We start from the raw sequence: 26063 nt of genomic DNA on the forward strand, positions 1-26063 counted from the left end.
AGGGTGAAGATCATGGCAGCTCCCATTACGGAAATCCATAATCCCATTACTGAGGAAGAAATAAAACTTCAAAAACTTGAAGAACTGAAAACGCTGATCACCAACAATGAAGATGCATTAAACAATATGTTTAAAATTGTCAATGAACTGAATGACTCCGGAGTATTCGAAGCTGCGACCTCCATGCTTCAAGGAAAAGAACAAATTGCCAAAATCGCACTTCAACAAGTCACTAGACAACCTGTAACAAACCTGATCAATACCCTTATGGGGGCAACAGGAGCCTTGATGAATGCCGATGCCGCACAATCCACGAAACTGCTTAACAGTGCACTGGCAGGAATCGATGAAGGAAACAAATTCCTTCAGGCCGATAAAAAGATCGGCGTTTTGGATTTAATGAAAACGTTAAATGATCCAGACATAAACCGGGCAATCGGCTTTGGCGTCCACTTCCTAAAGGGAATGGGCAAGGAATTAAAAGAATAGAATCAGAAAAAAGACTTAAGAGAAGTTCATGCTTCTTTTGAGTCTTTTTTCTATCATGTAGGACGATATTGTCTAAAACAAAAGGATGGACTCTGGCAGCAATTAAGATCGATGGAATAATGTCCATGGATCTATTACTCCTATTAAATCCAACCAGCACATAGGTAGTAAAAGAAGCTCTTAATAATAGTTAATACTGCCAGAGTATGGAATGGTAATGATGCTGGTATTCAAATTGATGAAGCTACATCAATGCTAAATAATGTTAAAATATGAAGCATTAGCTTGTTGCGTAATGGCTTAGTTGCTGCAGAAGTAAAGCGAACGATTGCTGAAAGTGTAGCGTATTGGATAAGATTAGCATTGGAGTGGATGATTTAATGAATCAAGAAGAAAAAATTAAGGAATTAGAACACTAATTGTTTTTATTGAAGCATGCATTTTTAAAATTACATGATAGTATGGCCCCGAATTTAAAATCTAGGTATTAAGAGTTATTATCACATGGCTTTACAGAGCAAGAGGTTAATGAGTTAGATAGATTTTCCATGTGGGTTTACGTCACAAAAAATTACCCCACAAAGGAAGAAATGAGAAAAAAAATGGCAGATATAAAATATATGGAGATTGAGAATTACATCTTGCCTCAGTAAAAAAAATTATTAGCTTATCAAGCTGATGGGGTTTTTCCAGTAATAGATATTATTTTGGGGGATTTCCAAAATGTTGATGTGAATATAGAGAAATGATTTTTACTATTAAGGAATGGTATAAAAACTATTCCTTTTTTAATAATTAAGGCAAGATCACTCAGAAATCACTCATCAAAATTCAGGCTGTACACCCTCCCTTTATTCGCACCTTTGCTTGTCAATTTCAATGATTGCAAGATTCTCATTGTACTGGATGCAGAGGAAATGTTTAAAAAATCCCTCAACTGCCGATTCGTTATAGTCGATCCTAATAGATGAAAATAATCTCGAAAAGCCTGAATATGTGCATCCTTATTGGATAGCTGGCATTGATTGCAAAACCAGGTGCCATGCCTTCTAATTAACGGAAACCCCTTACAATTTTCACATATCACTCCTTTTATTAGGTCCTCTTCTGTAAGATTGTATCGTTCCGGAATGGAAGAGGCCGCTTCGATACGATACTTATTTAAAATACGAACTACTTTCTTCAAATCCTTTTCACCTAAAATGGAATCTGTGATGGAATGCTCCATCAGATTGATTCTTGAGGGAAGCACATCGGGATGGATGACTTTGTAGTGGAGCTTACGGTTTTCAGGAGACGTACGGATGATTGTTTGGGGATTACTGATGACAATCAATGAAAGGATGGGAAGTGAGGGAAAGCCATTTTTCAAGAACCAATTCTTCAACTGTGATTCCTGGCGGTTGACTTGAACGATGGGATCTGGAAATGCCGTCTCTTTTCCATCTTTCGTTCGAATGAGCTGATTGAAATGCGGATCAAAATAGATCGAACCAGCTATATTCTTCACTTCAATGATAAGGGCGAATTTCTTCGACACTAATAAGGTATCCATTTGAAAAAAACGGGACTGATCCTGCAACCTTAAATCGTGGAAGATGAAATAGCTTTTCGATTGAAGAAAGCTTAATGGAAAATCAATGGAACATTCCCCTTTATAGCCCGCTTCCCTTTTTTTGAGATCGTTGATGATTAAGGGGATTTTAGGATGATTCGGAGAAAGCCTGCGCGTTAAAGCACGTAATTTACGTATAGTAAGAGGAACTTTTCGCCTTTTTACAATCAATTTAATCGCTCCAATCTTGGTTTCTCCCAAAGGATTCTACAGCAGTAGGAAATATTCCTTTAAATGATAGCGATTATACAATTTATCAGCGAAATCGGGAATATATCTCCGAAAATGGAGATATATCAGCGAAAACTCATGATATATCTACGAATTATACGATTTATCGATTTTTCGACAAATCGATAAAAAAAACGCAAATAAAAAACCACCAATATATGTATTGGTGGAGACGGTGGGAGTCGAACCCACGTCCAGACATAACGGCACTTAAGCTTCTACGAGTGTAGTCGATATATTCGCATTTCGCGAACTCATTAGCCTATCGACAGGCGGCAGAGCAGCTAGTCTGATTGGTCTCTTCCTTCATCCTCAGACGGTGGATTCCGGCGTATCCCACTTAGAGTGAGTCCCTTACCCTACCACGTGGGCCATGGAGGGAGGAACAGCTAACGACTGTTGTTACGCAGCGAAAGCTAGGTTGTTGTTTTGTTTGCCAGTTATAGGCGTTGACGTTTTAACGAGGCCGATCCCCTCGACTCGCAACTTAAGCTCGAACTATCCCTGTCGAATCCGTAACGTCCCCATGATTGAAATGGAGCGTACGAGAGAAGAATAGTCAGCAAGTTGGCTGATATTCAATTGTCATCGGTACAGGTTTAATTATAACAGATTGGTTCAAAAAATCAATTGTAAGGTCTTGGCAGTTCTACATCTTTTGACGATCACGGAAAGCACGTTCAATATCACGCTTCGCTTCCTTCTTCTTCAGGTCATCACGCTTGTCATATTGTTTCTTCCCTTTTCCAAGTCCGATTAAAACTTTGGCAAAGCCATTCTTTAAATACATTTTCAACGGGACGATGGTGTAACCTGTTTCCTTTGTTTCACCGATCAGTTTACTGATTTCTTTCTTATGCAAAAGAAGCTTCCGTGTCCGCAACGGGTCATGGTTAAACTGGTTTCCCTGCTCATAAGGACTTACATGCATATTATGAAGATAGATTTCACCATTTTCTATTTTAGCGAAGGCATCCTTCAAATTCACTCGGGCTGCACGGATTGCCTTGATTTCCGTCCCTTTCAAAACGATACCTGCTTCAAATGTTTGTTCAATAAAGAAATCATGATAAGCTTTTTTATTTTGTGCTAGTTGTTTACCTGAGCCTTTTGGCATCTAACTCTCCCCTTTTTTACATCCAATCGCGGAGAGAGGATGAAATGATCATCCCCTCGCCTCAATCTTTATCTCTTTTTTGGTTTTCTCTTGCGCTTGGCAGCCGGCGCATTTTCAAAGAATTTTTTCTTCTTTTTCGATTTTTTCTCGGAAGAAGGCGCATTTCCATTACGGCCGCCGCCTTTTCCTTCGTTACGTCCCCCATTGCCACCGCGGCTACGTTTACGTTCACCTGAATTGGCTTTGAATATTTTCTTCTCGCCAGATGGACGCGGACGGCTTACCTTCATGCCGATAATTTCAAAATCGATGGCGCGTTCCTCTTTATTGACGTTGGAAACACGTACGTCGATCTCATCGCCAATCCGGAACACATTACCGGTACGTTCCCCGATCATTGCAAGCTGACGCTCATCAAAGCGGTAATAATCATCCGTCATGAAGCTGACATGGACAAGACCTTCAATGGTATTCGGCAACTCGACGAACATCCCGAAATTCGTAACGGAACCAATGATCCCGGTATATTCTTCGCCGATTTTATCAAGCATATATTCCGCTTTCTTCAAATCATCCGTTTCCCGTTCGGCATCGACTGAGCGACGTTCACGTTTCGATGTATGATCGGCAATCTCAGGTAAAATGGCATTCCATTTCTCCTTCGTGGCTTCATCGAGTTTACCTTCCACCAAGTAGGTCCTGATCAACCTGTGTACGATCAAATCCGGGTACCGGCGAATCGGTGATGTGAAATGTGTATAAAACTCAGCTGATAAACCAAAGTGGCCTAGGCTCTCCGGGTCATATTTCGCTTGTTGCATGGAACGAAGCATGACGGTGGATATGACCGTTTCTTCCGGTTTACCGGCAACTGCCTCAATGATTTCCTGTAGCGCCTTAGGATGAACGTCATTTGCCGATCCCCGAACAATATATCCGAAGTTCGTAATGAATTCAAAGAAACGCTGCAGTTTTTCTGGCTTGGGATCTTCATGGATACGGTAAATGAACGGTACATCAAGTCGGTGGAAATGCTCTGCAACGGTTTCGTTAGCCGCAAGCATGAACTCTTCAATCAGCTTTTCCGCAACCGACCTTTCACGTAAAACCACATCAGTCGGATGTCCCTCTTCATCAACGATAACTTTCGCTTCATTAAAATCAAAGTCGATTGCACCGCGGTTCATCCGGTTTTTACGAAGGATGGCCGCTAACTTCTCCATGTCCTGGAACATCGGAACCAAAGCTTCATAGCGTTCGAGTTGTTCTTCATCTTTATCCACAAGGATTTTGTTCACATTGCCATATGTCATACGTTCCGTCGTCTTAATGACACTTTCAAAAATTTCATGGTTGACGACTTCACCATTTGGCGTGATTTCCATTTCACAAGAGAGTGTAAAACGATCCACTTGCGGGTTCAAGGAACAAATGCCATTCGATAAACGATGCGGGATCATCGGAATTACCCTGTCCACCAAATAAACGCTCGTCCCTCTTTCTAAGGCTTCCTTATCGATTGGAGAGCCTTCCGTTACATAATGGCTGACATCAGCAATATGCACACCCAGCTTATAGTTGCCATTTTCAAGTTTGGTAACAGTGACGGCATCATCCAGGTCCTTTGCATCCGCCCCATCAATCGTGACCAAAACATCATTCCGCAAATCCCTGCGGCTGCCAATTTCACTTTCTTGAATGGTATCCGAAACGGCATTGGCTTGCTCCATGACGTCATCCGGGAATTCCATCGGCAAACCATACTTATGGATCACTGAAAGAATATCTACACCAGGATCATTCTTATGCCCAAGAATCTCAATGACTTCGCCTTCAGCACTTACGCGTCCTTCAGGATAAGAAGTCAGCTTGACGACAACCTTATGGCCCTCTACCGCTCCATGGGAAGCATGTTGTGGAATGAAGATATCGTTTGCGATCTTTTTATCATCTGGGATGACGAAACCAAAACTTTTACTTTCAGAGTATGTACCGACCACTTGTGTAATGCCGCGTTCAAGTATTCTGATGACCGTGCCTTCTTGTCTTGAGCCGGATGTTTCCGAAGATACGCGTACCATGACGACATCTCCATGCATCGCTGTACCCGTTTCATTCGGCGGAATGAAAATATCATCCATGCCTGGGTTATCTTCTGGTGTCACAAAAGCGAATCCCTTTGCATGCCCCGTTAATTTACCGCGGAACAAATTCATTTTTTGCGGCAGGCCGTAACGATTGCTTCTCGTTCTGACCACCAGTCCCTTTTCTTCCATTTTAACTAGAGCCTTAACGAAATTCTTGAAATCTGCCGAGTCTTCAATTTTCAAAGCCTCTTCAAGTTCCTGTACGGTTAATGGCTTATATGCTTCATCCGTCATGTACGTAAGAAGCTTATTAATATGTTCTTGAATGTTATCTTCCATGAAAACCCTCCTATTCAGGGTATGATAAATATTGTTATTCGGACCAATCCAGACTTTCTAAAAATTCAAATACATCTTCATGCAACTGGTTTCGTTCTTTATCAAGAGTTATGACATGACCGGATTCTTCATACCACTTGATTTTTTTTACTGGTGATTCAATGGCATCAATAATAATATCGGCACTTTTTGGATTGATAACATCATCATGACGACCCTGCACGACAAATGTCGGCGCGTAAATAAGATCGACGTGCTCGCGTACATCAGTTATCATTTCCTGAAGGGCTTTCAATGTATTCATTGGTTTATCGGCAAGGAGGTCCATTTCAAGCTCAATTTGCTCTTGAGTTTTCCCTTCGTACTTCTTAAATTCTCTGGCGTACTCCAAAACTCCTTTATACATCATTTCTTCACTTTTGATATACATAGGCGCACACATTGATACGATACCCTTTATAGGTACAGTGTAACCTAATTTAAGAGAAAATACGCCTCCTAATGAGAGTCCAGCAACAGCAATTTCTTCATGGCCTTCACTTTTAAGAAAATCATAGCCCATCATGACATCTTTCCACCAATCTGAAGGACCCGTTTTCACTAACTCCTCCGGCGGAACGCCATGTCCTTTATAGTGCGGGGCATGGCAGGTGTATCCCTGTTTCTCCAAGTAACGGCCAAGCATCCGCACATCTGCGGAATTCCCCGTAAATCCATGTAAAAGTAAGACAGCTCTTTTTCCGCCTTTAAAAGTAAAGGGCTGCTGCAGTTTGATTTTCATGATTTTAACTCCTTTATCGGTAAATAGAATCCAAAAAAATTCCCTATCCTATAATTAAGTACTAAAATCACTATATCTATTCATGCAACTATTGTGCAAAGAAAAAAGCCTAGCTATTTAGCTAGACTCATTTTTGATCCATTACACATCAAAGAATGCAACAAGTAAAGTTAAAGCAAAGAATAAAATGGCTAATACTACCGTTGCGCGATGTAAAACAAGGTCCAAACCGCGTGCCTTTTGCTTTCCGAATAGCTGCTCGGCACCGCCGGCAATCGCACCTGATAAACCTGCACTTTTACCTGATTGAAGCAATACCGTCACAATGAGGGCGATACTGACAATCACTAAAAGCGTTATGAGAAATGCATGCATGCAATGACACCTCCTGAAGAACCAATAAACAATTACTTTAACTTTACCACACCCACTAAATATCCACAATCTTTGTTATACTATAATGGAAAGAATTCCTAAACACCCATAGTCATTTATTTCTTTTTGATACAAAGTTTGAGATAATTTGCATAAAGAGAGAAAGAGGTGTCACCATGTTTAAGTCCATACTTCGGATTCTTGATCTCCTGACCATCCTATTCTCGGCAGTTGCCGGCTATTCTTTATGGGCAGGCGGAAGCAATCTTTTGAGTATCCTATTAATCATCCTATCACCGCTTTTATTGCTGCTGGCAAAGTATCACGGAAATCGATACTTATTATTTGCTGCATATATCACGACAACCGTTTATTTTACTGCTATTATTTATAATGGACTTTCCAATAGCGGTATCGACTTTTTCCAATCAAGCTTCAATGTCCTCCTGATAGGGGCAGCAGCCGTCTTGCTGAGCATCATAGCAGCTGTCATTGGGTTTGGAACCAATACCCTTACGATCCTATGGTTATCGCTGCATGCCCTTGTCACATTCGAGACAATCAGGATGTCATCCGGTTTCCTTTCACACTTTTGGTCTGATCCCGTCGTGGAAACCGCAGTCCGTAATGATTATCCTTTTTTGTTGATGGTCGTCTGGATTGGCTTATTTCTTGATAAATATCAAAGTGAGTTAACAAGGGATTACTTATCACGATAATCTTTCAAAACTATTTTTATTGGAAATCTTATATTAAAAGCAAGGGGCCTTTCACATGTTAAAACCTATATTTGCAGCAACTGCTCTATCATCTTTCATTCTGATGGCCGGCTGTTCATTCGAACTGACCAGCAATGATGAAAAAGAGCAAAAAGAAGTACAACCGAGCTCCCCGGAGACGGAGACGGAGACGGAGACAGAAACTGACAAGAATAATGCTGAAAAAGAATCGGCCCAACGCCAGGTGGAAGTTGATGAAGCGGCTAAACCTGCACAGGATGGCCTTCAGACATTAGCCCATCCGGAAGGCATTCCTGTACTTGTCAATAAACAATACAGCCTGCCTGATGATTACAAACCTGCTGACCTTATCTACCCAAAAGTGGATTTCATCTTTCAAGATAAAATTGAAAAAAGAATGATGCGCGAGGAAGCGGGAAAGGCACTTGAAGTAATGTTCCAGGCTGCCGAAAAAGAAAACATGCACTTTGCCGGCGTTTCCGCTTATCGCTCACACCAAAGGCAGATCGCGGTCTTTAATAACTATGTGGCTAAAGATGGAGAAGAAAAAGCGAAAACCTACAGTGCAATGCCTGGGACAAGCGAGCATGAAACGGGACTCGCGATTGATGTCACGACCCACGATGGTGCATGTGCCGCCCAAGACTGCTTCGGTGATACGAAAGAAGCCGCCTGGCTTGCTGAACATGCACATGAATACGGATTTATCATCCGCTACCCTGAAGGCAAGGAAAACATCACAGGTTATAAATACGAACCATGGCACATCCGCTATGTCGGTGTCGATGCCGCAACTGAAATCTATGAAACGAAGAGTACATTAGAAGAATACTATAATGCCGTACCAGTGGAAGCTGTATCGGATAAATGAAAAAAGGGTGCCCGGATGCGGCCCTTTTTTTTTGAATTGGTATTAATCAAACGTTTGATTAAATACGTTAATCAGCCCTCCCAGTCCCTTTCGCCAACTTCATGAATATAAAAAACCTCCTATTCGAATGTGGATTGCCACATTGAATAGGAGGTGAAAAGAAATTACGATACTGAATCCGCAAGCTTCTCGTCAGAAGCCGAATTCAAAATAATTACTTTTTCAAGTTATAGAAAGATTTCAAGCCGCCATATACAGCCAAGTCACCAAGCTGGTCTTCGATGCGAAGAAGTTGGTTGTATTTAGCGATACGGTCTGTACGGGACATGGAACCGGTTTTGATTTGTCCAGCGTTTGTTGCAACGGCGATATCAGCGATCGTTGCATCTTCCGTTTCACCTGAACGGTGGGAAACGACTGCAGTGTAGCCTGCGCGTTTAGCCATTTCGATTGCATCAAATGTTTCAGTCAGTGTACCAATTTGGTTCACTTTGATCAGGATGGAGTTACCGATCCCTTTTTCGATTCCTTCAGCCAATTTTTTCGTGTTCGTTACGAATAAATCGTCACCCACTAATTGAACTTTAGAACCAATGCGTTCCGTTAGAAGTTTGTGGCCATCCCAGTCATTTTCGTCCAAGCCGTCTTCGATGGAAAGAATAGGGAATTCATTCACTAGCTCTTCATAGAAAGCAACCATTTCTTCGGATGTAACGCCATTGCGACCTTCGCCTGCAAGGTCATATTTGCCTGTTTCTTTGTTATAGAATTCAGATGATGCTACGTCCATACCAAGGTAGATATCTTCGCCTGCTTTATAGCCTGCTTTTTCAATTGCCTCGATGATGACTTGCAGCGCTTCACGGTTTGAACCAAGGTTTGGCGCAAAGCCACCTTCATCGCCAACTGCCGTATTCAAGCCTTTAGCAGAAAGGACTGATTTCAATGCATGGAATACTTCAGCACCCATACGGACCGCTTCTTTAAAGCTTGGAGCACCTACAGGAAGGATCATGAATTCCTGGAAGTCAACATTGTTATCGGCATGTGATCCGCCGTTAATAATGTTCATCATTGGAGTTGGAAGTTGTTTCGCATTGAAGCCTCCAAGGTAACGATACAATGGTAAACCTGAAAATTCCGCAGCGGCATGGGCAGCAGCCATTGACACACCAAGGATTGCATTAGCTCCCAAGTTCCCTTTGTTTTCAGTACCATCCAATTCAATCATAGTTAGGTCTAGGCCAGCTTGGTTCGTTACATCCAAACCAATGACAGCATCAGCAATGATATCATTTACATTATCAACTGCTTTTTGTACCCCTTTACCCAGGTAACGAGATTTATCTCCGTCACGAAGCTCAACCGCTTCGTGTTCACCTGTGGAAGCACCTGATGGTACGATTGCACGTCCGAAGTAACCGGACTCTGTTTGGATTTCTACTTCTATTGTTGGATTACCACGGGAATCTAGCACTTCACGTGCATATACATGTTCGATGTACGGCATTATAAATCTCTCCTTTTCCAATTCACAATTTTATTTAGATAATAGGGATTTCCCTGTCATTTCAACAGGTTTTTCGACTCCAAGCAAATCAAGCATCGTTGGAGCTAAATCGCCTAGGATTCCACCTGTTCTTAATGTTACCTGATTTTTAGTGATAATGACAGGCACAGGATTCGTTGTATGGGCTGTCATTGGGTTGCCTTCGAGCGTTACGACTTCATCAGCATTCCCATGGTCAGCTGTAATGATGGCCGTACCGCCTTTTGAGACGATTAAATCGACTATCCTGCCTAGGCATTCGTCAACGGTTTCAATCGCTTTAATGGTAGGCTCAAGCATCCCTGAATGACCAACCATGTCCGGATTGGCAAAATTCAAGAGGATCGCATCGAAGCGGTCAGCCTCAATTTGTTCCATCAATGCATCAGTCAATTCATAAGCACTCATTTCCGGCTGTAAATCATATGTAGCTACTTTCGGAGAATTAATCAAAATCCTCTCTTCACCAGGAAACTTCTCTTCACGTCCGCCGCTCATGAAAAACGTCACATGCGGATATTTTTCAGTTTCAGCGATACGAAGCTGGGTAAGCTGGTTTTGGGAAAGTACTTCCCCTAATGTATTATCAAGATTTGTCGGCTTAAAAGCAACATATCCGTCAACTGTTTCCGAAAAATGTGTCAAGCAGACAAAATGAAGATGCTTCGGATGTCCAGGACCGCGGTCAAATGAGCGAAAGTCCTCGTTCGTGAACGTATTCGAAATCTGGATCGCCCGGTCTGGACGGAAGTTATAAAAGATGACGGCATCATCATCTTTAATCGTCGCCACCGGTTTACCATCTTCCGCCGTTATGACTGAAGGTATCACGAATTCGTCAAAAATACCATGTTCATAGGAGTCAACGACACATTCCATGGCAGAAGGGTAAGAAGGTCCATCACCATACACCATAGAACGGTAGGATTTCTCCACACGCTCCCAGCGTTTATCACGGTCCATCGAATAATACCTTCCTGAAATGGTCGCGAACTGACCAACACCGATTTCCTTCATTTTCGCTTCCGCTTCCTTAATATAACCTTGCGCCGTTTTAGGTCCGACATCACGTCCATCTAAAAATGCATGTACATATACATTTTTAACTCCCTCTTTAGCGGCCAATTTCAGCAGGGCATACATATGTTCAATATGACTGTGAACGCCTCCATCTGAAAGAAGACCGAAAAGGTGAAGGTCCGTCCCTTTTTTCTTGGTATGGCTCATGGCATCGACCAAAGTTGGGTTTTCTGCAAACTCCCCTTCACGGATTGCCAGGTTAACACGGGTCAGACTTTGATAAACGATCCGTCCTGCCCCGATATTCAAATGGCCCACTTCCGAGTTACCCATTTGACCGGCAGGCAAGCCGACCGCTTCCCCGCTTGCAGTTAAATGGGAATGCGGATACTGTTCCCAATAACGGTCAAAGTTCGGTTTTTTCGCATGAAAAACAGCATTTCCTTCTTCTTCGTTACGGCAGCCAAAACCGTCCAAGATGATAAGTGCCACAGGCGACTTACTCATAGTGACCAGCCTCCAGCAATTGTAAAAAGGAATCGGTTTTCAAGCTTGCCCCGCCTACCAACGCACCGTCAATGTCAGGTTGTGCCATGTACTCTTTAATATTCTCAGGTTTTACACTGCCACCGTACTGGATGCGGATGGCAGCGGCTGCTTCATTTGAAAATTTGTCAGCAACCACAGAACGGATATGTGCACAAACTTCATTTGCATCTTGAGCAGATGACGATTTTCCTGTTCCAATCGCCCAAATCGGCTCATATGCAATGACGGCTTGTTTCAATTGTTCGTCTGATAATCCAGCTAAGCCTTTTTCAATCTGGCTTCCAACGAAATCATTCGTTTCGCCAGCTTCCCTTTGCTCAAGTGTTTCACCGCAACAAACGATAGGGGTCATCCGGTGGGCAAAAGCGGCATGCGCTTTTTTATTAACGGCTTCATCCGTTTCGTTGAACATTTCCCGGCGTTCGGAATGACCAAGTATGACGTAGGATACACCAAGATCAGCTAAAGCGATCGGGCTGATTTCTCCCGTGAAAGCACCACTTTCTTCAAAGTGCATGTTCTGCGCCCCGATTTTCACATCGGTTCCTTTTGCTGCTTGAACCAGTTGATCCAAAAACAAGGCTGGAGCACATACAACCGTATCGATTAAATCTTGCTTTGGAATCAAATTGCTCACTTCTTCTAAAAAGGCAGTCGCCTCAGATAGTGTTTTATTCATTTTCCAGTTTCCTGCAATAATCGGTTTACGCATTTGGTTTCTCATCCCTTCTAAAGTTGAAATATGTAACGGTTTACGCTTATTTATCGTTCAAGGCCACAACGCCAGGCAATTCCTTGCCTTCCATGAACTCAAGAGATGCACCGCCGCCTGTTGAAATATGGGACATCTTTTCTGCTAAGCCAAACTTTTCAGCAGCTGCGGCCGAATCCCCTCCGCCTACAATGCTGTAAGTATCTTTTGCTTCCGCCAATGCTTCAGCAACCGTTCTCGTTCCATTAGCAAATTTATCGAACTCGAATACTCCCATTGGTCCATTCCATATGACAAGCTTGGATCCTTTGATTACATCCGCAAATAATCCACTTGTTTTTGGACCGATATCCAGAGCCATTTTATCACTTGGAATAGCATCGATATCGACATTCTCTGTCTCTGCATCAGGTGAAAATTCAGCTGTTACGACCGCATCGATAGGCAAATGCAATTTTACGCCTTTTTCTTTTGCGCTTTCGATGAAAGACTTGGCCAATTCTATTTTGTCTTCTTCCAATAAAGAATTACCGATTTCATGACCTTGCGCTTTAATAAACGTATAACCCAGTCCACCACCAATGATCAAGTGATCGACATTTTCCAAAAGGTTTTCGATAACGCCTATCTTATCCTTTACTTTGGCTCCGCCAATTATAGCTGTAAAAGGACGTTCCGGGTTGGATAACGCTTTTCCTAGCACAGAAAGTTCTTTTTCCATCAGCAATCCGGCAACAGCTGGGAGATGGTGTGCTATTCCTTCAGTTGAAGCATGTGCACGATGCGCAGCTCCGAATGCATCATTTACATATACATCCGCCAGTGCAGCGAATGACTTCGCCAATTCTTGATCATTCTTCTCTTCTCCTGGATAGAAACGAACGTTTTCCAACAACAGGATCTCGCCATTTTGCATATTATCAATGATTGATTGAACGGAATCACCGTAAGCTTCCTCAGCCTTTTGCACATCTTTTCCACTAAGTTCGCTTAGTCTTTCCGCAACAGGCGCTAAACGCAATTCTTCAACGACTTGTCCTTTAGGGCGGCCAAGGTGACTAGCTAAAATGACTTTAGCGCCTTGTTCCGTCAGATAGGAAATCGTCGGAAGTGCAGCTTTGATTCTCGTATCATCCGAGATCTTCCCGTCCTGCATCGGCACGTTGAAATCAACACGGCAAAATACGCGTTTCCCCTTTAATTCAATGTCTCTAATCGACTTTTTATTCATAATCCAAGAACCCCCTTAGATATTGTTATCATATTTTTGATTCTTTTAGTCAAAAAGGGAGAGGGTAAATATCCCAACTCCCCTTTTCTCTTTTTCATTATAGTCGGTTTCCAGGAAATTATCCAAAAACAAGAAATGTAAACGCTTGACCGATTAATGACTTACTAATAATATCATCTTCTGCCAAGTTTTTTTAGAGGTGTGATTAAAAAAACCTCACCTTGGTGAGGTTTTTTTAATTATTCTAATTACAATCCTTTTTTAGCCAAATAGTCGATCAAATCAACAACACGGCTAGAATATCCAGTTTCATTATCATACCAAGATAATACTTTAACCATGTTTCCTTCCATTACCATTGTTGAAAGGGCATCGATTGTAGAAGAAGATGGGTTACCGTTATAGTCAGTTGATACTAGCGGAAGTTCGCTGTACTCAAGAATTCCTTTTAGTTCGCCTTCAGAAGCCTTTTTAAATGCTGCATTCACTTCTTCAACTGTTGTGTCTTTTTCAAGTTCTGCAACAAGGTCGACAACAGAGACGTTTGGAGTAGGTACGCGCATTGCCATACCATTCAATTTCCCTTTAAGTTCAGGAAGGACAAGTGCAACAGCTTTTGCTGCCCCAGTTGTTGTAGGAATGATATTCTCAGCAGCTGCACGTGCACGACGGTAATCTTTATGAGGCAAATCAAGGATTTGCTGATCATTTGTATATGAGTGAACAGTAGTCATCATACCGCGTTTGATTCCGAATTGTTCATGAAGTACTTTAGCAAATGGAGCTAAGCAGTTCGTTGTACAAGAAGCATTAGAGATAACATGGTGGTTTGCTGCATCATATTTGTCTTCGTTTACACCCATGACGATTGTGATATCTTCATCAGATGCAGGAGCAGAGATGATTACTTTTTTCGCACCAGCTTCTAAATGCTTAGCTGCATCTGCACGTTTTGTGAAACGTCCTGTAGATTCTACAACTACTTCTACTCCTAGTTCACCCCATGCTAATTGTGCAGGATCACGTTCAGCCAATACTTTGACTTTAAGACCATCAACAACAAGATAATCCCCATCAACTGTTACTTTTTCATTAAGAGATCCATGAATTGTATCGTATTGAAGAAGATGCGCTAGCATATTAGCATCCGTTAAGTCGTTAATAGCAACGATCTCAACCTCAGGATTACTCAATGCTGCACGAAATACATTACGTCCTATACGTCCAAAACCATTAATTCCAACTTTTACTGCCATGAAAAATTCCTCCTTTAAAGTTCACAAATATATTAAGGGGTGTAATTCCCCTGAATTAACTCTTGTGCCGCTGCTTCATCCGTGATCAAAACGGTTGATGAAGGCGCGCCTTTCATGTAAGAACGGATAGCCTTAGCTTTAGTTTCCCCACCTGCCACAGTTATCACTCGCTTTTCAGGGCTAAGATCATCTAACTGGATGCCGACCGTCAAAACTTTATGAACGACTTTTCCGTTTTCATCGTAATAATAACCGAATGCTTCTCCTACAGCATTTCCATCTAACAGCTTCTTTAACATTTCTGGCGGAGAATTTCTTCTCTCTGCCATCGCCATGGCGTCACCAATTCCATGAATGATCATATCGGCAGATTTGATTTGGGAAATCACTTCTTTGATTGCAGGTTCCTTCATAAAGGAAGCATAAACCTCACCGCTTAATTGATCGGGTACATATAACACTCTGTATGAGGCCTGCGCCTTCTGTGCCATTTTTTCGACAATCGTATTGGCCTGATTCTGCACTGCTTCACCAATTCCCCCGCGTGCTGGGACAAATGTCAATTTCTTCGATGCTTCATCAGGTGACAGCGAATCAGCCACTTCGGCCATTGTCGATCCACCAGTGACCGCTATGATATTCTTTGAATTCCATTCTCGTTTCATACGGTTTGCACAAGCTTTACCCAATTCTTTTTTCACCCATGGGGTCTCGTCACAATTTCCTGAGACAATAATGACCTCGTCCACTTGCAACAAATCCTGCAATTGCCGTTCCATTATGTCTATACCCATTACTTCACGCATTATTCCTTCTAACTTATCCAGGATTTCAATCCCTTCATCAGTCAGCGTCATGCCAGAACTGAATATGTTAACCAGGTTCTGACTTTTCAGAAAATCAACCTCGCTCCTAAGCGTCCGCTCCGTCAAATTAAGGCTCACGGCCAGACTTCGCCTTCCAACTGGCTGCATCATTTTGATATAACGCAGGATATCATATCTTTTTTGCATAACCATAAGGAAATCAGGTAATAATTTTCTTTGTACCTCGAGTAATGTACGCATATTTTAAAACTCCTAAAAAAGGTTGGGTTGGACACACAATGTCCCATGTAGTCATTTTCTGTCCCACTTAAAACAAAAAAATATTCCTGCTACATATTTTATTCTAGCAGGAACGGAATGTTTCTTCAAATGATTTGAAAAATTATTTTTCCAAAAGCCTATTTAGAGCTGATTTATCAACATTTCCGAATTGAACGATATCATCTTTCCATTCTACAACAGGGATCATCAAGCCGAATTTCTCAAGCAAATCATCATCGGTATGGATATCGATTTCCTTATATCCTATGCCTGACTCAAATTTCACTTCTTCAAGTATCTGCTTGGCCTTATCACATAATGGACATTTATCCCGACTATATAAAACAAACGCATTTGATTCCAAACCACTCATCCTTTTCAATCATATCTTTTTCGTTTAGATGAAGAAGGGATCCCTAATTGTTCCCGGTATTTGGCAACGGTTCGACGTGCGAGGATAATTCCATGCTCCTCTTTCAATCGTTCCGCCAAGTCTTGATCCGAAAGCGGCTTTTGTTTATTTTCACCATTGATGGCTGCCTGGAGGCTCTTTTTTGCTTGCATGCCCGACATATCCTCATCAAGGCCGACTGACTGTAAAGAAGTAGTGAAAAATATCCGCATCTCTATCGTGCCAAATGGCGTCTGCACGTATTTCCCTTTAACGGCCCGGCTTACTGTGGACTCATGTATACCAAGCTCATCGGCGACTTCCTTCATCGTCATCGGCTTCAAATAGTTCAAGCCATGATGAAAGCACGCCGGCTGTTTTTCGACGATGCATTGAATAACCTTCAGTATCGTTTCTTTTCTCTGTTGGATCCCTCTAGAGATCCATTGATACTCCTGCCACTTATCCTGGATAAACTTTTGCACTCCCTGGTCCTTATGGCTCTTCATTTGGTTTAAATACCCTTTATCCACATTAAGATTGGGAGAGTTGCCGTCATAATTCCCGACAAGCAGTATCCCATCACGAACTTCCACGACCACGTCCGGCACTATATAAGAAGGTTTTTCCTGAAAAAATAGTGAAGCTGGACGCGGGTTCAACGTCTGGACATAATCAAATACTTCTTGAATCTCCTTCATTGTAACACCAATTTTCTTACTTAAGTCTTTCCAACGCTTTTCAGCAAAATCGAGGAAATGGTTTTCTATGATCGATTCTGCCAGCTGATTCACCCCTTCTGCTTTTACCTGAAGCAAAAGGCACTCTTGGAGATTTCTTGCTGCAATTCCATGTGGCTCGAGTTGCTGTAAAATCGAAAGGCTCTCTTCCAACACGACTGAAGAAATTCCTGGAACACATATATCCTCCAGCTGAGTCCTTAAGTAACCGTTTTCATCAAGATTATGAATTAATAGCAGCATTGCCTTCTGCTGCTCACCGGAAAGTTGCTGGTGATTCACCTGGGACATGACATGCTGTTCAAGCGATAGAGTATCTTCACTGATCTGTTCAATCCAATAGTTGGCATCATACGTATTTTTAAGAGTACGTTTACCCTTTTTCCGGTCAAAGGTTGGCTGAAATAAAGCCGATGTTGGCTGATCTAGGGACAGTAATGGATTTTCCACCATTTTATTTTCTAAGAAAGCCGATAGCTCCTGTGAGGAGTATTGCAGCAATGTAATAGCCTGCATTAGCTCCTGGGTCATTGCCATCTTTAATGTTTGCTGTTGAAAAAGTCCTGCTTTCATATTCATACTCATCGATTCATCCCTCCCCCACTCCATTTTACATTATCAGGAGAAAATTCTACACAAAAACCCATGAAAACGCTTACGTTTTTTTCTGAATAGTGTATTTGTTTTAAATACTATATGTTAGAAATGCAATTTTCACAACTACTTTTATTGAAAAATCACCATTTTTCAAAGGTGTGGGCGAATATTTTCCAAAGAAAGCTGACATAGCAAGATTCGATGGAATTTTACGGAAATCGAGTAAATCCATCAAAAACCGCAAGAACCCAATTGATGCGACCTTTTAAAAATGGCCAATAAAAAATCCCCCACTTTATTAAGCAGAAGATTGGTAATGCCCTCGGCAGGAATCGAACCTGCATTTCAAGCTTCGGAGGCTTGCGTTCTATCCGTTGCACTACGAGGGCGTAATAGAAAATATTTTTTCGACAGACTTCATTATATGATAGAATCCCATCCTTTGCAAGGGTTATCAGGTTTAAAACTTCGCCTTTTGGGTATTATGGGTAATGTGGAAATTCATCCCTGTGCGGCATAATATATAAAGCAATCTATCAGGAAGGAGCCTTGGCCAGAAAATTGTCGAACAAATTATCCATTATAGGGTTTGTTTTGTTTGACCTAAATTGACCAAAAAGTGTATCATACATACATAAAGAATTTAAATGATTCTCTTAATCGAAGGAGGAAATGAACATGAATTTAATTCCTACAGTTATCGAACAAACAAGTCGTGGGGAGCGTGCCTACGATATTTACTCCCGTTTATTAAAAGACCGGATCATTATGCTAGGAAGTGCAATTGACGATAATGTTTCCAACTCAATTGTAGCTCAATTACTATTTTTAGAAGCAGAAAATCCTGAAAAAGATATCACTCTATATATCAACAGCCCCGGTGGAAGCATCACTTCCGGTATGGCCATTTACGATACTATGCAATATATCAAACCTAATGTATCCACTGTATGCATCGGTATGGCTGCTTCCATGGGTGCATTCCTATTGGCAGCTGGTGAAAAAGGCAAACGTTATGCGTTGCCAAACAGTGAAGTCATGATTCACCAACCACTTGGAGGAGCTCAAGGTCAAGCTACTGAAATTGAAATTGCAGCCCGCCGTATCCTTCACTTGAAAGATAAACTGAACCAAATATTAGCAGAACGTACTGGTCAACCTATTGAAGTCCTTCAAAGAGATACGGAGCGTGATAACTTCATGACTTCCGAAAGGGCTCTTGAATATGGATTGATTGACAAAGTAATCACACGCAGCGCTCTTGATGATAAAAAAGACTCTAAATAATAATTATTATACAAAAAGGCTCCGGAAGTCGTCTTAAGCGACTTTCGGAGCTTTTTTCTTAATCTGAAGAATATAAAAGAAAAGGATGCACTTTTAGGCATCCTCTTCTTTTAACCCTCTTGCTGAACGAACTCTTCCAATGCCTCTAATGCTTCTTTTTCATCGCGTCCTTCGACGATTAACTTCACGGACACGCCAGAACTGATGGCAAGGCTCATTAATCCCATTATACTTTTTGCATTCACTTTCTTTCCTTCTTTTTCAAGAAAAACATCTGAATGAAAGCGGTTAGCTTCTTGTACAAAAAGAGCCGCCGGCCGGGCTTGTAATCCCGTTTTCAATTTTACCTCAACTTGTTTTTCCACCATCTTGATCTCCCCTGTTAGCTTTATTTTTTCGCAGAAATAGCCTCTCCCCCACGGAGCCTGTCAGCTATTTCATCAATCTTTCGCAATCTGTGATTAATTCCGGACTTACTGATGTTTCCTCCGGATACCATTTCTCCAAGTTCCTTTAAGGTTATATCCTGAAATGCTATCCTAAGCTCCGCAATTTCCCGAAGCTTATCCGGTAAAATGCTTAGTCCCACCGTATCCTCAATGTAATGGATATTTTCAACCTGGCGCAATGAGGCACCAATCGTTTTGTTCAAATTGGCTGTTTCACAATTCACAAGTCGATTCACTGAATTACGCATATCACGGACAATCCGTACATCCTCGAACCTTAATAAAGCTGAATGGGCACCAACTATACTTAAAAACTCGGCAATCTTTTCGGCTTCTTTCAAATAAATGATGTACCCTTTTTTGCGTTCAAGTGTCTTGGCCTTCAAGCCAAACTTATTCATTAGCTCACAAAGGGCATCATTGTGCTCTTTATAAAGTGAGAAAATCTCAAGGTGATAGGAAGACGTTTCCGGATTGTTTACCGAACCCCCCGCAAGAAATGCACCTCTTAGGTATGAACGCTTACAGCATTTCTTCCCAACAATAGTATCGGATATGGCATGGAGAATTTCAAAGCCATCGCCTAAAATTTCCAAATCGGTTAAAATCCGCTGCCCTCCTGATGACATCCTGACAATATAAACATTATTCTTTTTAAGCTTCATCTTTTTACGGACCAAAAGCTCGACCTGGACCTCATAACTTTTTTTCAGCAGCGTATATATCCTTCTGGCAATCGCAGCATTTTCAGTTTGAATATCCACAACAAGCTTCCGATTAGAAAATGAAAGGGATCCGTTCATCCGGATAAGCGCACACAATTCCGCTTTTCCGCAGCAATCCTTTCCCTCTAATGTAGTAAGCTCTTTTTTAGTTTCTGAAGCAAAAGACATCCATTTCACCCCCAATCGAACGCAGGTAATCTATTTTTATCATTCAAAAAACCGTCCCCGCTTATATCTACGGAACTATGTTGCTTTTTGTTTCATTTACAAGCATATTATAAAGCAAATCCGCCACTTTTTTCGTGTCATGGCGTATTACATTCCCTTCATAGCTGAAAATGCGTTCTTGTATGATCTCAAGACCCATTCTTTTCAAACTTTCCACATCATACATAACCGGTTTAGCATATTCAGCTTGATAACGTTGCTGAATTTCGGTTGGTATTTCTTCATTATTAACAAGTATCCTGTCAATATATGCATTCCCCATATGGTCATATATAGCTTTTATATGATCGCTCGCACTATAATCCAGCGTCTCGCCGGCTTGTGTCATCAAATTGCAAATGTACACCTTCTTAGCCTTGGAACGGGCAACTTCTTCTCCTAGACCTGGGACAAGTAAGTTAGGCAGAATGCTAGTATATAAGCTTCCTGGACCGATGACAATTAGATCTGCCTGCTTGATTTCCTGGAGAGTTTCACTGAGCGGCTTTATATGTTGAGGAGACAGAAATACTTTTTTTATTTTCTTTCCTGAAAAGGGAATCTTGGATTCTCCAGTAACAACCGTTCCGTCATCCATCTTCGCATGAAGAACCACGCTTTGGTTGGCAGCCGGAAGCACTTTACCGCGGACATTAAGGAATTTACTCATTTCCTGGATTGCATGGACAAAATCCCCAGTCAACGAGGTCATAGCCGCAAGTATCAAATTCCCCAGCGAATGCCCGGACAGCTCATTTTTACTTTGAAAGCGATGTTGAAACATTTGTTCAACAAGAGGCTCTACATCCGATAACGCAGCCAGCACGTTACGGATATCACCTGGCGCGGGGATATCCATATCCTCGCGAAGGCGACCTGAACTTCCACCATCATCAGCTACCGTAACGATTGCCGTTATATCAACTGGATGTTTCTTTAAACCCCTCAACAAAACAGGAAGGCCAGTTCCCCCTCCGATGATTACAACCTTAGGTTGTTTCTTATTATCTAACATCTGCTTTCCCCTTACTTTTTTCGATATCGCGATGTGATACTTGAACCCTGTAATCTTTTTTGAAGTGGTTTGAAATATACTCCGTCAATGCTACAGAACGATGCTGACCGCCTGTACAACCAATCGCAACAACAAGCTGTGCTTTTCCTTCACGTTTATAATATGGAAGCATGAAGGCAAGCAGATCTGTCACCTTTTCCAAGAACTTTTGAGTCTCACTCCATTTTAAAACGTAACTCGACACTTCCTGTTCCAAACCAGTCTTTGGCCTCATATGGTCAATATAATATGGATTTGGCAGGAAACGTACATCAAACACAAGGTCAGCATCTATGGGCAGACCATGCTTGAATCCGAAGGACATGACATTGACTGTAAAACCTACACTTTTATCCGCAGAAAATTCAGAAGCGATTTTCTCCCTCAATTCGCGCGGTTTAAGTTGTGAAGTATTAAAAATCAACTGAGCCCTTCCCTTCAATTCGTCCAAAAGTTCCCGTTCCATTTTAATGCCTTCCAATGGCCGGCCTAATGGAGCAAGAGGATGGGTCCTTCTCGTTTCCTTATATCTGCGTACCAAGGAATCATCATCCGCTTCAAGAAAAAGGATTCTTGGTGATACTGCAGCTGTATCCGTTAAATTATCCAGTGCAAGAAATAAGGAATCAAAAAACTCCCTCCCCCTCAAATCCATGACAAGGGCCACTTTATTCATCTTATTCCCAGAGTCCTTCATTAACTCCAAAAACTTTGGCAATAGTGTGGGCGGCAAATTATCGACGCAAAAAAAGCCGAGGTCTTCAAAACTTTGAACCGCCACTGTCTTACCTGCTCCTGACATTCCGGTAATGATGACCAATTGCGTTTCACTCATCTGCCCTGTACTCATAGTTCTCCGCCCCCATGTATAACAATCTTTTTTATAAGTGAATATTAACCTGGATCCAATCGATAAGAGAGTAACTTAAACTCAGGCGTATAGGTAAACGTTCCATAAATGATTCCTCTTCCATGAACCATATAGTCCAGAATGTGAAAATCACCTTCAGCCATCATCAGGTTTTTAACATCTTCAACCGGATGCCAGCTTAGTTCCCCTTCTTCACAAACATCCACATTGATACCATCGGAATCCGTTGCAAAGAAAGTGAACATCATCCATTCTGACAAAACTTTATCCCCGTCCTTCATAATGAAGGTGAAAATACCTTTGATGGAAGGGTTTTTTAAATAAACGCCTGTTTCTTCGCGATATTCTCTAATACAGGCATCACGTACAGATTCTCCAGGTTCCATCTTGCCGCCTGGAGCTACCCACCATCCGCGTCTAGGTTTTTTCAATAAGAGGATTTGATCATCCTTAATCAATACACAGTTTGTGACACGTTGCACGTTCTTCACCTCAATTGGCCTCTGCTCGACTATAGAAACCTTCACCCTCCGTGTTGAAGAGATTCAGTTCATATCCTTAAACCGCCGCTAGATATCCATTTGGCGATTTACAAATGCTAATAGTTCAAACAAGTTGTATTTTACATCTTCTTACCTTTATGAAAGATATATATGTTTAGTATATCTTATCATTATACTATCTTTGAAATGAGCTAACAATAAAGTAAACTTCCTGCATTGGCGGAATATTCATTCGCAAGGAAGTACGGAGTAAGTCTTCATCTCCTGCTTAACTCATATTCTTCTCCACTTTCCCTCCCTAAATGCAAAAGGCTGGCTTACTTCACATTAAAAGTTATCACCTAAAAATTGGTACGAAATATACAGTCTTAAAGCAGGACAAAAAAAAAGGACACAGATACTTAATCTGTGTCCTCAAACGTTTATAATTAAAGGGGGTCAACTTCTACCCATACTATACCCAATCATTATTTCACGCGTGTTACAACCTCGTTAAAAGCGAATTACGATTCTTATGAAATTAAGCTTTTGGCTGCAACTTCTCTTGAAGTTCCTCAACATAATGCTGAGCGGCTTGAGCGGCTATGCTTCCATCACCTGTAGCTGTAACGATTTGGCGCAAAGTTTTTTCCCGAACGTCACCCGCAGCAAAAATACCCGGGATCCGTGTCTCCATCCGATCATTCGTTTCAATATAGCCTGCAGCATTCAAGATGCCCAAGTTCTCAAATGGTTTAGTCAGCGGAAGCATTCCGATATAAATGAATACGCCGTCAGCGTCCACCACTGTCTCTTCTCCATTTTCGGTGGAAACTAGAGTGACACCGCCCACTTTGCCGCCTTTTTCATTAATTTCCTTCAAAGTATGATTCCAGATGAAGCTAATTTTCTCATTGGCAAATGCACGATCTTGAAGAATCTTTTGAGCACGAAGTTCATCACGTCTGTGAACGATCGTCACTTTTGAAGCAAAGCGTGTTAAGTAAACGCCCTCTTCAACAGCAGAGTCTCCGCCGCCGATGACGAACAGTTCCTTTTGCTTGAAAAATGCACCATCACAAACTGCACAATACGATACACCGCGGCCGCCCAATTCTTTTTCGCCAGGAACGCCGATTTTCTTGTATTCGGCACCCGATGAAACAATGATTGAACGTGCTTTGAATTCCTTGGAACCCGCTTTGATCGTTTTATACTCTTCACCGTCAATAATTTCCTTAACATCACCATAAGCATATTCCGCACCGAATTTCTTTGCATGGTCAAACATTTTCGTCGAAAGTTCAGGTCCGAGGATTGTGTCGAATCCAGGGTAATTTTCTACTTCCTCTGTATTGGCCATTTGCCCGCCTGGCACTCCGCGTTCTAACATCAATGTTGAAAGGTTCGCACGTGATGTATAGACAGCCGCCGTCATCCCTGCAGGACCAGCTCCAATAATAACAACGTCATAAATTTTTTCAGACATGTTCTCACTCCTCCATATTCCATTACAAATGGAACCTTCACTACCGTTAGTGTTCCCTACCTATTATCCTATATAACAAATAATTTTTCGTCCAAATATCTGCTCATCCCAGAAGTGTTTGAACCAACTTTACGTACTTCGATAAGGTGGACACCGATATGAAATGTTTGTCTGCAATTGCCTGTTTGCTCGCCTTTTCATTTTTAAGCTGATTCCACACATACTCCACCGCAGATGCCCAGCCTGCTGGATTATTTAACTTCTGCTCGGATTTCACCGCTTCGATAAAGACGGAAAACCACATTAAATAGAGTCCAGCTTCATCTAATTGTATCGGTTGGAAATGCTGATATAATAGCTCAGCTGTGCGATCGGCAAAATCAATCGGTGTTAATTGGCGATCTTTGGCGGGAGTCTGCACAAGGTCTGCATAATCACGTTCCAAATCAGTGAAATTCTGATTTAGGTTAAGGACCTGGTTTTTCAATAGCTTCTGTTTATGGACCGAATGTTTCAGAAGGAAAATGGCAAACAGCCTTTCTTCGATGAATTCGCTTTCCAGCCTTTTTATAATAGAAGGAAAATGATGTTCAAAACCATCTGAAGTCGCATTCATATCTCCCCAAGGCTCCATGCCTTCCTTTTCCGGGTTCATTTCCACGACCTTTTTCCATGCCTTTCTGGCAGCCTGTTCATGACCTAAGTGGAAAGCGGAAATGGTAAGCCAATAGTAGAAGGTCCCATCTCCCTCGAACCCTTGCTTTTGCAATACTTTCAGCCATTTATATGCAGATGCATAGTTTCCGATCAAAGCGAATGTCGCTCCAAGCTTGAAACGATGTTCGGATAGCATCGGACGAATTTTCTCCAGCATCTGTATGAGCTCTTCAACCTTTTCTTCATCCTGTTGATAATGATGAAAAACAACAAGGTTACAAAGTGCATGCAGATTTCCAGGACTTTTTTCCAGTACCTCTTCCAGTGTTTCAAAAGCTTCATTTACTTGACCGAGATAGAAATAGGCAAGTGCCAGGTTATTATAAGCGGACCAGTAATCCTCGTATTCGGCAATCGTTTCTTTCAGGACTTCGATTGCCTTCGGGAAATTCCCCGATTCCAGATACTCACGGGCTTTTTCCTGTTTGGTAATGAGTCCATCATGCTTAAAGGGATTTTCTTCTGACTCATCGGACTCAAAAGTTATCAGTTCAAGCAGATCCTCTGCGTCATCGCTGAACTCCCCGTCTTCTTCTTTATCAAGATAAGCACTGGCGTGACGGTAAGCCTCCTTGAACATGCCTAAGTGGGCATAATTATTCGCCAGGAAGTAATGGCATTCCGACATATAGGGATCCATCACATCCAAGATGTTTTCCAAGAGGTTGTTTGAATAATTATATTCACCGATTTCCGAGCATGTGATTGCCAATTGACAGGCTATCATCGGTTCTGCAGGTTCAAGTTCCAGCGCACGTTCCAGGTATTTTTTTGATTTAGGTAGTTCTCTTCTATGATAAGCTTTTAAACCCTTGGTGAAATAATACTCACCTGTTGGGTGAAAAGTTAGAATTTTTGCCTGTTGGCCAAATTTAGAGTCTTTACTCATGTAATCCTCCATCTACAAGTTGATTAACCATAGTATTATAACATATTGGAGTAAATTTGCCGAACAATTCAAGAAAATGGAAAATGATAATCATCATTCAATCTTCAAGAAAAAA

General features: G+C 41.7%; 24 protein-coding genes, 1 tRNA gene and 1 other RNA gene. 4 read left to right on the forward strand and 22 right to left on the reverse strand.

The window, feature by feature from the left end:
* Positions 1-12 precede the first annotated feature (12 nt).
* Positions 13-489: a helical membrane plugin domain-containing protein gene (locus ABIE66_RS25970; protein ID WP_063233974.1), complete on the forward strand. Its 477-nt coding sequence runs from the start codon at positions 13-15 to the stop codon at positions 487-489.
* An 817-nt stretch (positions 490-1306) separates the two neighbouring features.
* Here the strand turns inward: ABIE66_RS25970 and ABIE66_RS25975 are convergent.
* The 6 genes from ABIE66_RS25975 to secG form a co-directional block, all read right to left on the reverse strand.
* Positions 1307-2305 carry a nuclease-related domain-containing protein gene (locus tag ABIE66_RS25975; RefSeq protein ID WP_370016777.1) on the reverse strand — a complete coding sequence of 333 codons (999 nt, stop codon included), beginning with the start codon at positions 2303-2305 and terminating at the stop codon, positions 1307-1309.
* A 194-nt stretch (positions 2306-2499) separates the two neighbouring features.
* Positions 2500-2861, reverse strand: a transfer-messenger RNA (tmRNA) gene (gene ssrA / locus ABIE66_RS25980).
* Positions 2862-2984: 123 nt separating this feature from the next.
* Positions 2985-3452: an SsrA-binding protein SmpB gene (gene smpB / locus ABIE66_RS25985; protein WP_057912049.1), complete on the reverse strand. Its 468-nt coding sequence runs from the start codon at positions 3450-3452 to the stop codon at positions 2985-2987.
* Between the two features lie 68 nt (positions 3453-3520).
* Complete coding sequence (gene rnr / locus ABIE66_RS25990) at positions 3521-5878, reverse strand: ribonuclease R (protein ID WP_370016778.1); 2358 nt, start codon at positions 5876-5878, stop codon at positions 3521-3523.
* Positions 5879-5912: 34 nt separating this feature from the next.
* Positions 5913-6659 (reverse strand): alpha/beta hydrolase, encoded by a 747-nt coding sequence (locus ABIE66_RS25995; protein WP_370016779.1) that lies wholly within the window; start codon positions 6657-6659, stop codon positions 5913-5915.
* 141 nt (positions 6660-6800) lie between these two features.
* Positions 6801-7034, reverse strand: coding sequence for a preprotein translocase subunit SecG (secG, locus tag ABIE66_RS26000; RefSeq protein ID WP_061465545.1), 234 nt, complete (start codon positions 7032-7034; stop codon positions 6801-6803).
* A 176-nt stretch (positions 7035-7210) separates the two neighbouring features.
* On the opposite strand from secG, the gene ABIE66_RS26005 reads away from it, so the two are divergent.
* Both ABIE66_RS26005 and ABIE66_RS26010 read left to right on the forward strand, forming a co-directional pair.
* On the forward strand, positions 7211-7753 hold the full coding sequence (locus ABIE66_RS26005; RefSeq protein ID WP_289326939.1) for a hypothetical protein: 543 nt from the start codon (positions 7211-7213) through the stop codon (positions 7751-7753).
* A 55-nt stretch (positions 7754-7808) separates the two neighbouring features.
* Complete coding sequence (locus ABIE66_RS26010; protein WP_370016780.1) at positions 7809-8645, forward strand: M15 family metallopeptidase; 837 nt, start codon at positions 7809-7811, stop codon at positions 8643-8645.
* A gap of 214 nt (positions 8646-8859) precedes the next feature.
* Here ABIE66_RS26010 and eno read toward each other — a convergent pair whose 3' ends face one another.
* From eno to ABIE66_RS26055, 9 genes are all read right to left on the reverse strand, one after another.
* The gene (gene eno / locus ABIE66_RS26015) at positions 8860-10155 is read right to left on the reverse strand and encodes a phosphopyruvate hydratase (protein WP_144478107.1); all 1296 of its coding nucleotides are present in this window, start codon (positions 10153-10155) and stop codon (positions 8860-8862) included.
* Positions 10156-10185: 30 nt separating this feature from the next.
* Complete coding sequence (gene gpmI / locus ABIE66_RS26020; protein WP_370016781.1) at positions 10186-11721, reverse strand: 2,3-bisphosphoglycerate-independent phosphoglycerate mutase; 1536 nt, start codon at positions 11719-11721, stop codon at positions 10186-10188.
* On the reverse strand, positions 11714-12475 hold the full coding sequence (gene tpiA, locus ABIE66_RS26025) for a triose-phosphate isomerase (protein ID WP_289314431.1): 762 nt from the start codon (positions 12473-12475) through the stop codon (positions 11714-11716). Before tpiA ends, gpmI begins: the two co-directional genes overlap by 8 nt.
* A gap of 46 nt (positions 12476-12521) precedes the next feature.
* Positions 12522-13706: a phosphoglycerate kinase gene (locus ABIE66_RS26030; protein ID WP_370016782.1), complete on the reverse strand. Its 1185-nt coding sequence runs from the start codon at positions 13704-13706 to the stop codon at positions 12522-12524.
* Positions 13707-13954: 248 nt separating this feature from the next.
* Positions 13955-14962 carry a type I glyceraldehyde-3-phosphate dehydrogenase gene (gene gap / locus ABIE66_RS26035; RefSeq protein ID WP_289314429.1) on the reverse strand — a complete coding sequence of 336 codons (1008 nt, stop codon included), beginning with the start codon at positions 14960-14962 and terminating at the stop codon, positions 13955-13957.
* A gap of 32 nt (positions 14963-14994) precedes the next feature.
* Entirely contained in the window at positions 14995-16029 is a 1035-nt protein-coding gene (locus ABIE66_RS26040; RefSeq protein WP_370016783.1) for a sugar-binding transcriptional regulator, read from the reverse strand.
* A 142-nt stretch (positions 16030-16171) separates the two neighbouring features.
* Entirely contained in the window at positions 16172-16423 is a 252-nt protein-coding gene (locus tag ABIE66_RS26045) for a glutaredoxin family protein (RefSeq protein ID WP_289318269.1), read from the reverse strand.
* Between the two features lie 5 nt (positions 16424-16428).
* Positions 16429-17766: an RNA polymerase factor sigma-54 gene (gene rpoN, locus ABIE66_RS26050; RefSeq protein ID WP_289326944.1), complete on the reverse strand. Its 1338-nt coding sequence runs from the start codon at positions 17764-17766 to the stop codon at positions 16429-16431.
* 329 nt (positions 17767-18095) lie between these two features.
* A tRNA-Arg gene (locus ABIE66_RS26055) sits at positions 18096-18167 on the reverse strand.
* A 289-nt stretch (positions 18168-18456) separates the two neighbouring features.
* Here ABIE66_RS26055 and clpP point away from each other — a divergent pair.
* Positions 18457-19065: an ATP-dependent Clp endopeptidase proteolytic subunit ClpP gene (clpP, locus tag ABIE66_RS26060; protein WP_289314426.1), complete on the forward strand. Its 609-nt coding sequence runs from the start codon at positions 18457-18459 to the stop codon at positions 19063-19065.
* 110 nt (positions 19066-19175) lie between these two features.
* Here clpP and ABIE66_RS26065 read toward each other — a convergent pair whose 3' ends face one another.
* From ABIE66_RS26065 to ABIE66_RS26095, 7 genes are all read right to left on the reverse strand, one after another.
* Positions 19176-19433, reverse strand: a complete 258-nt coding sequence (locus tag ABIE66_RS26065; RefSeq protein WP_048688029.1) for an HPr family phosphocarrier protein — start codon at positions 19431-19433, stop codon at positions 19176-19178.
* Between the two features lie 20 nt (positions 19434-19453).
* Positions 19454-20407, reverse strand: a complete 954-nt coding sequence (gene whiA / locus ABIE66_RS26070) for a DNA-binding protein WhiA (protein WP_289314425.1) — start codon at positions 20405-20407, stop codon at positions 19454-19456.
* 67 nt (positions 20408-20474) lie between these two features.
* Complete coding sequence (locus ABIE66_RS26075) at positions 20475-21461, reverse strand: gluconeogenesis factor YvcK family protein (protein ID WP_370016784.1); 987 nt, start codon at positions 21459-21461, stop codon at positions 20475-20477.
* On the reverse strand, positions 21451-22350 hold the full coding sequence (gene rapZ / locus ABIE66_RS26080) for an RNase adapter RapZ (protein ID WP_289314423.1): 900 nt from the start codon (positions 22348-22350) through the stop codon (positions 21451-21453). The genes ABIE66_RS26075 and rapZ overlap by 11 nt, the downstream gene beginning before the upstream one ends.
* Before the next feature lie 44 nt (positions 22351-22394).
* Positions 22395-22853, reverse strand: coding sequence for an NUDIX hydrolase (locus tag ABIE66_RS26085; RefSeq protein ID WP_370017119.1), 459 nt, complete (start codon positions 22851-22853; stop codon positions 22395-22397).
* 541 nt (positions 22854-23394) lie between these two features.
* Positions 23395-24342, reverse strand: coding sequence for a thioredoxin-disulfide reductase (gene trxB / locus ABIE66_RS26090; protein ID WP_370016785.1), 948 nt, complete (start codon positions 24340-24342; stop codon positions 23395-23397).
* Positions 24343-24445: 103 nt separating this feature from the next.
* The gene (locus tag ABIE66_RS26095; protein ID WP_289326947.1) at positions 24446-25948 is read right to left on the reverse strand and encodes a tetratricopeptide repeat protein; all 1503 of its coding nucleotides are present in this window, start codon (positions 25946-25948) and stop codon (positions 24446-24448) included.
* Positions 25949-26063: the final 115 nt, after the last annotated feature.

This window comes from Peribacillus sp. B2I2 (genome assembly GCF_041261685.1).
Lineage (GTDB): Bacteria > Bacillota > Bacilli > Bacillales > DSM-1321 > Peribacillus.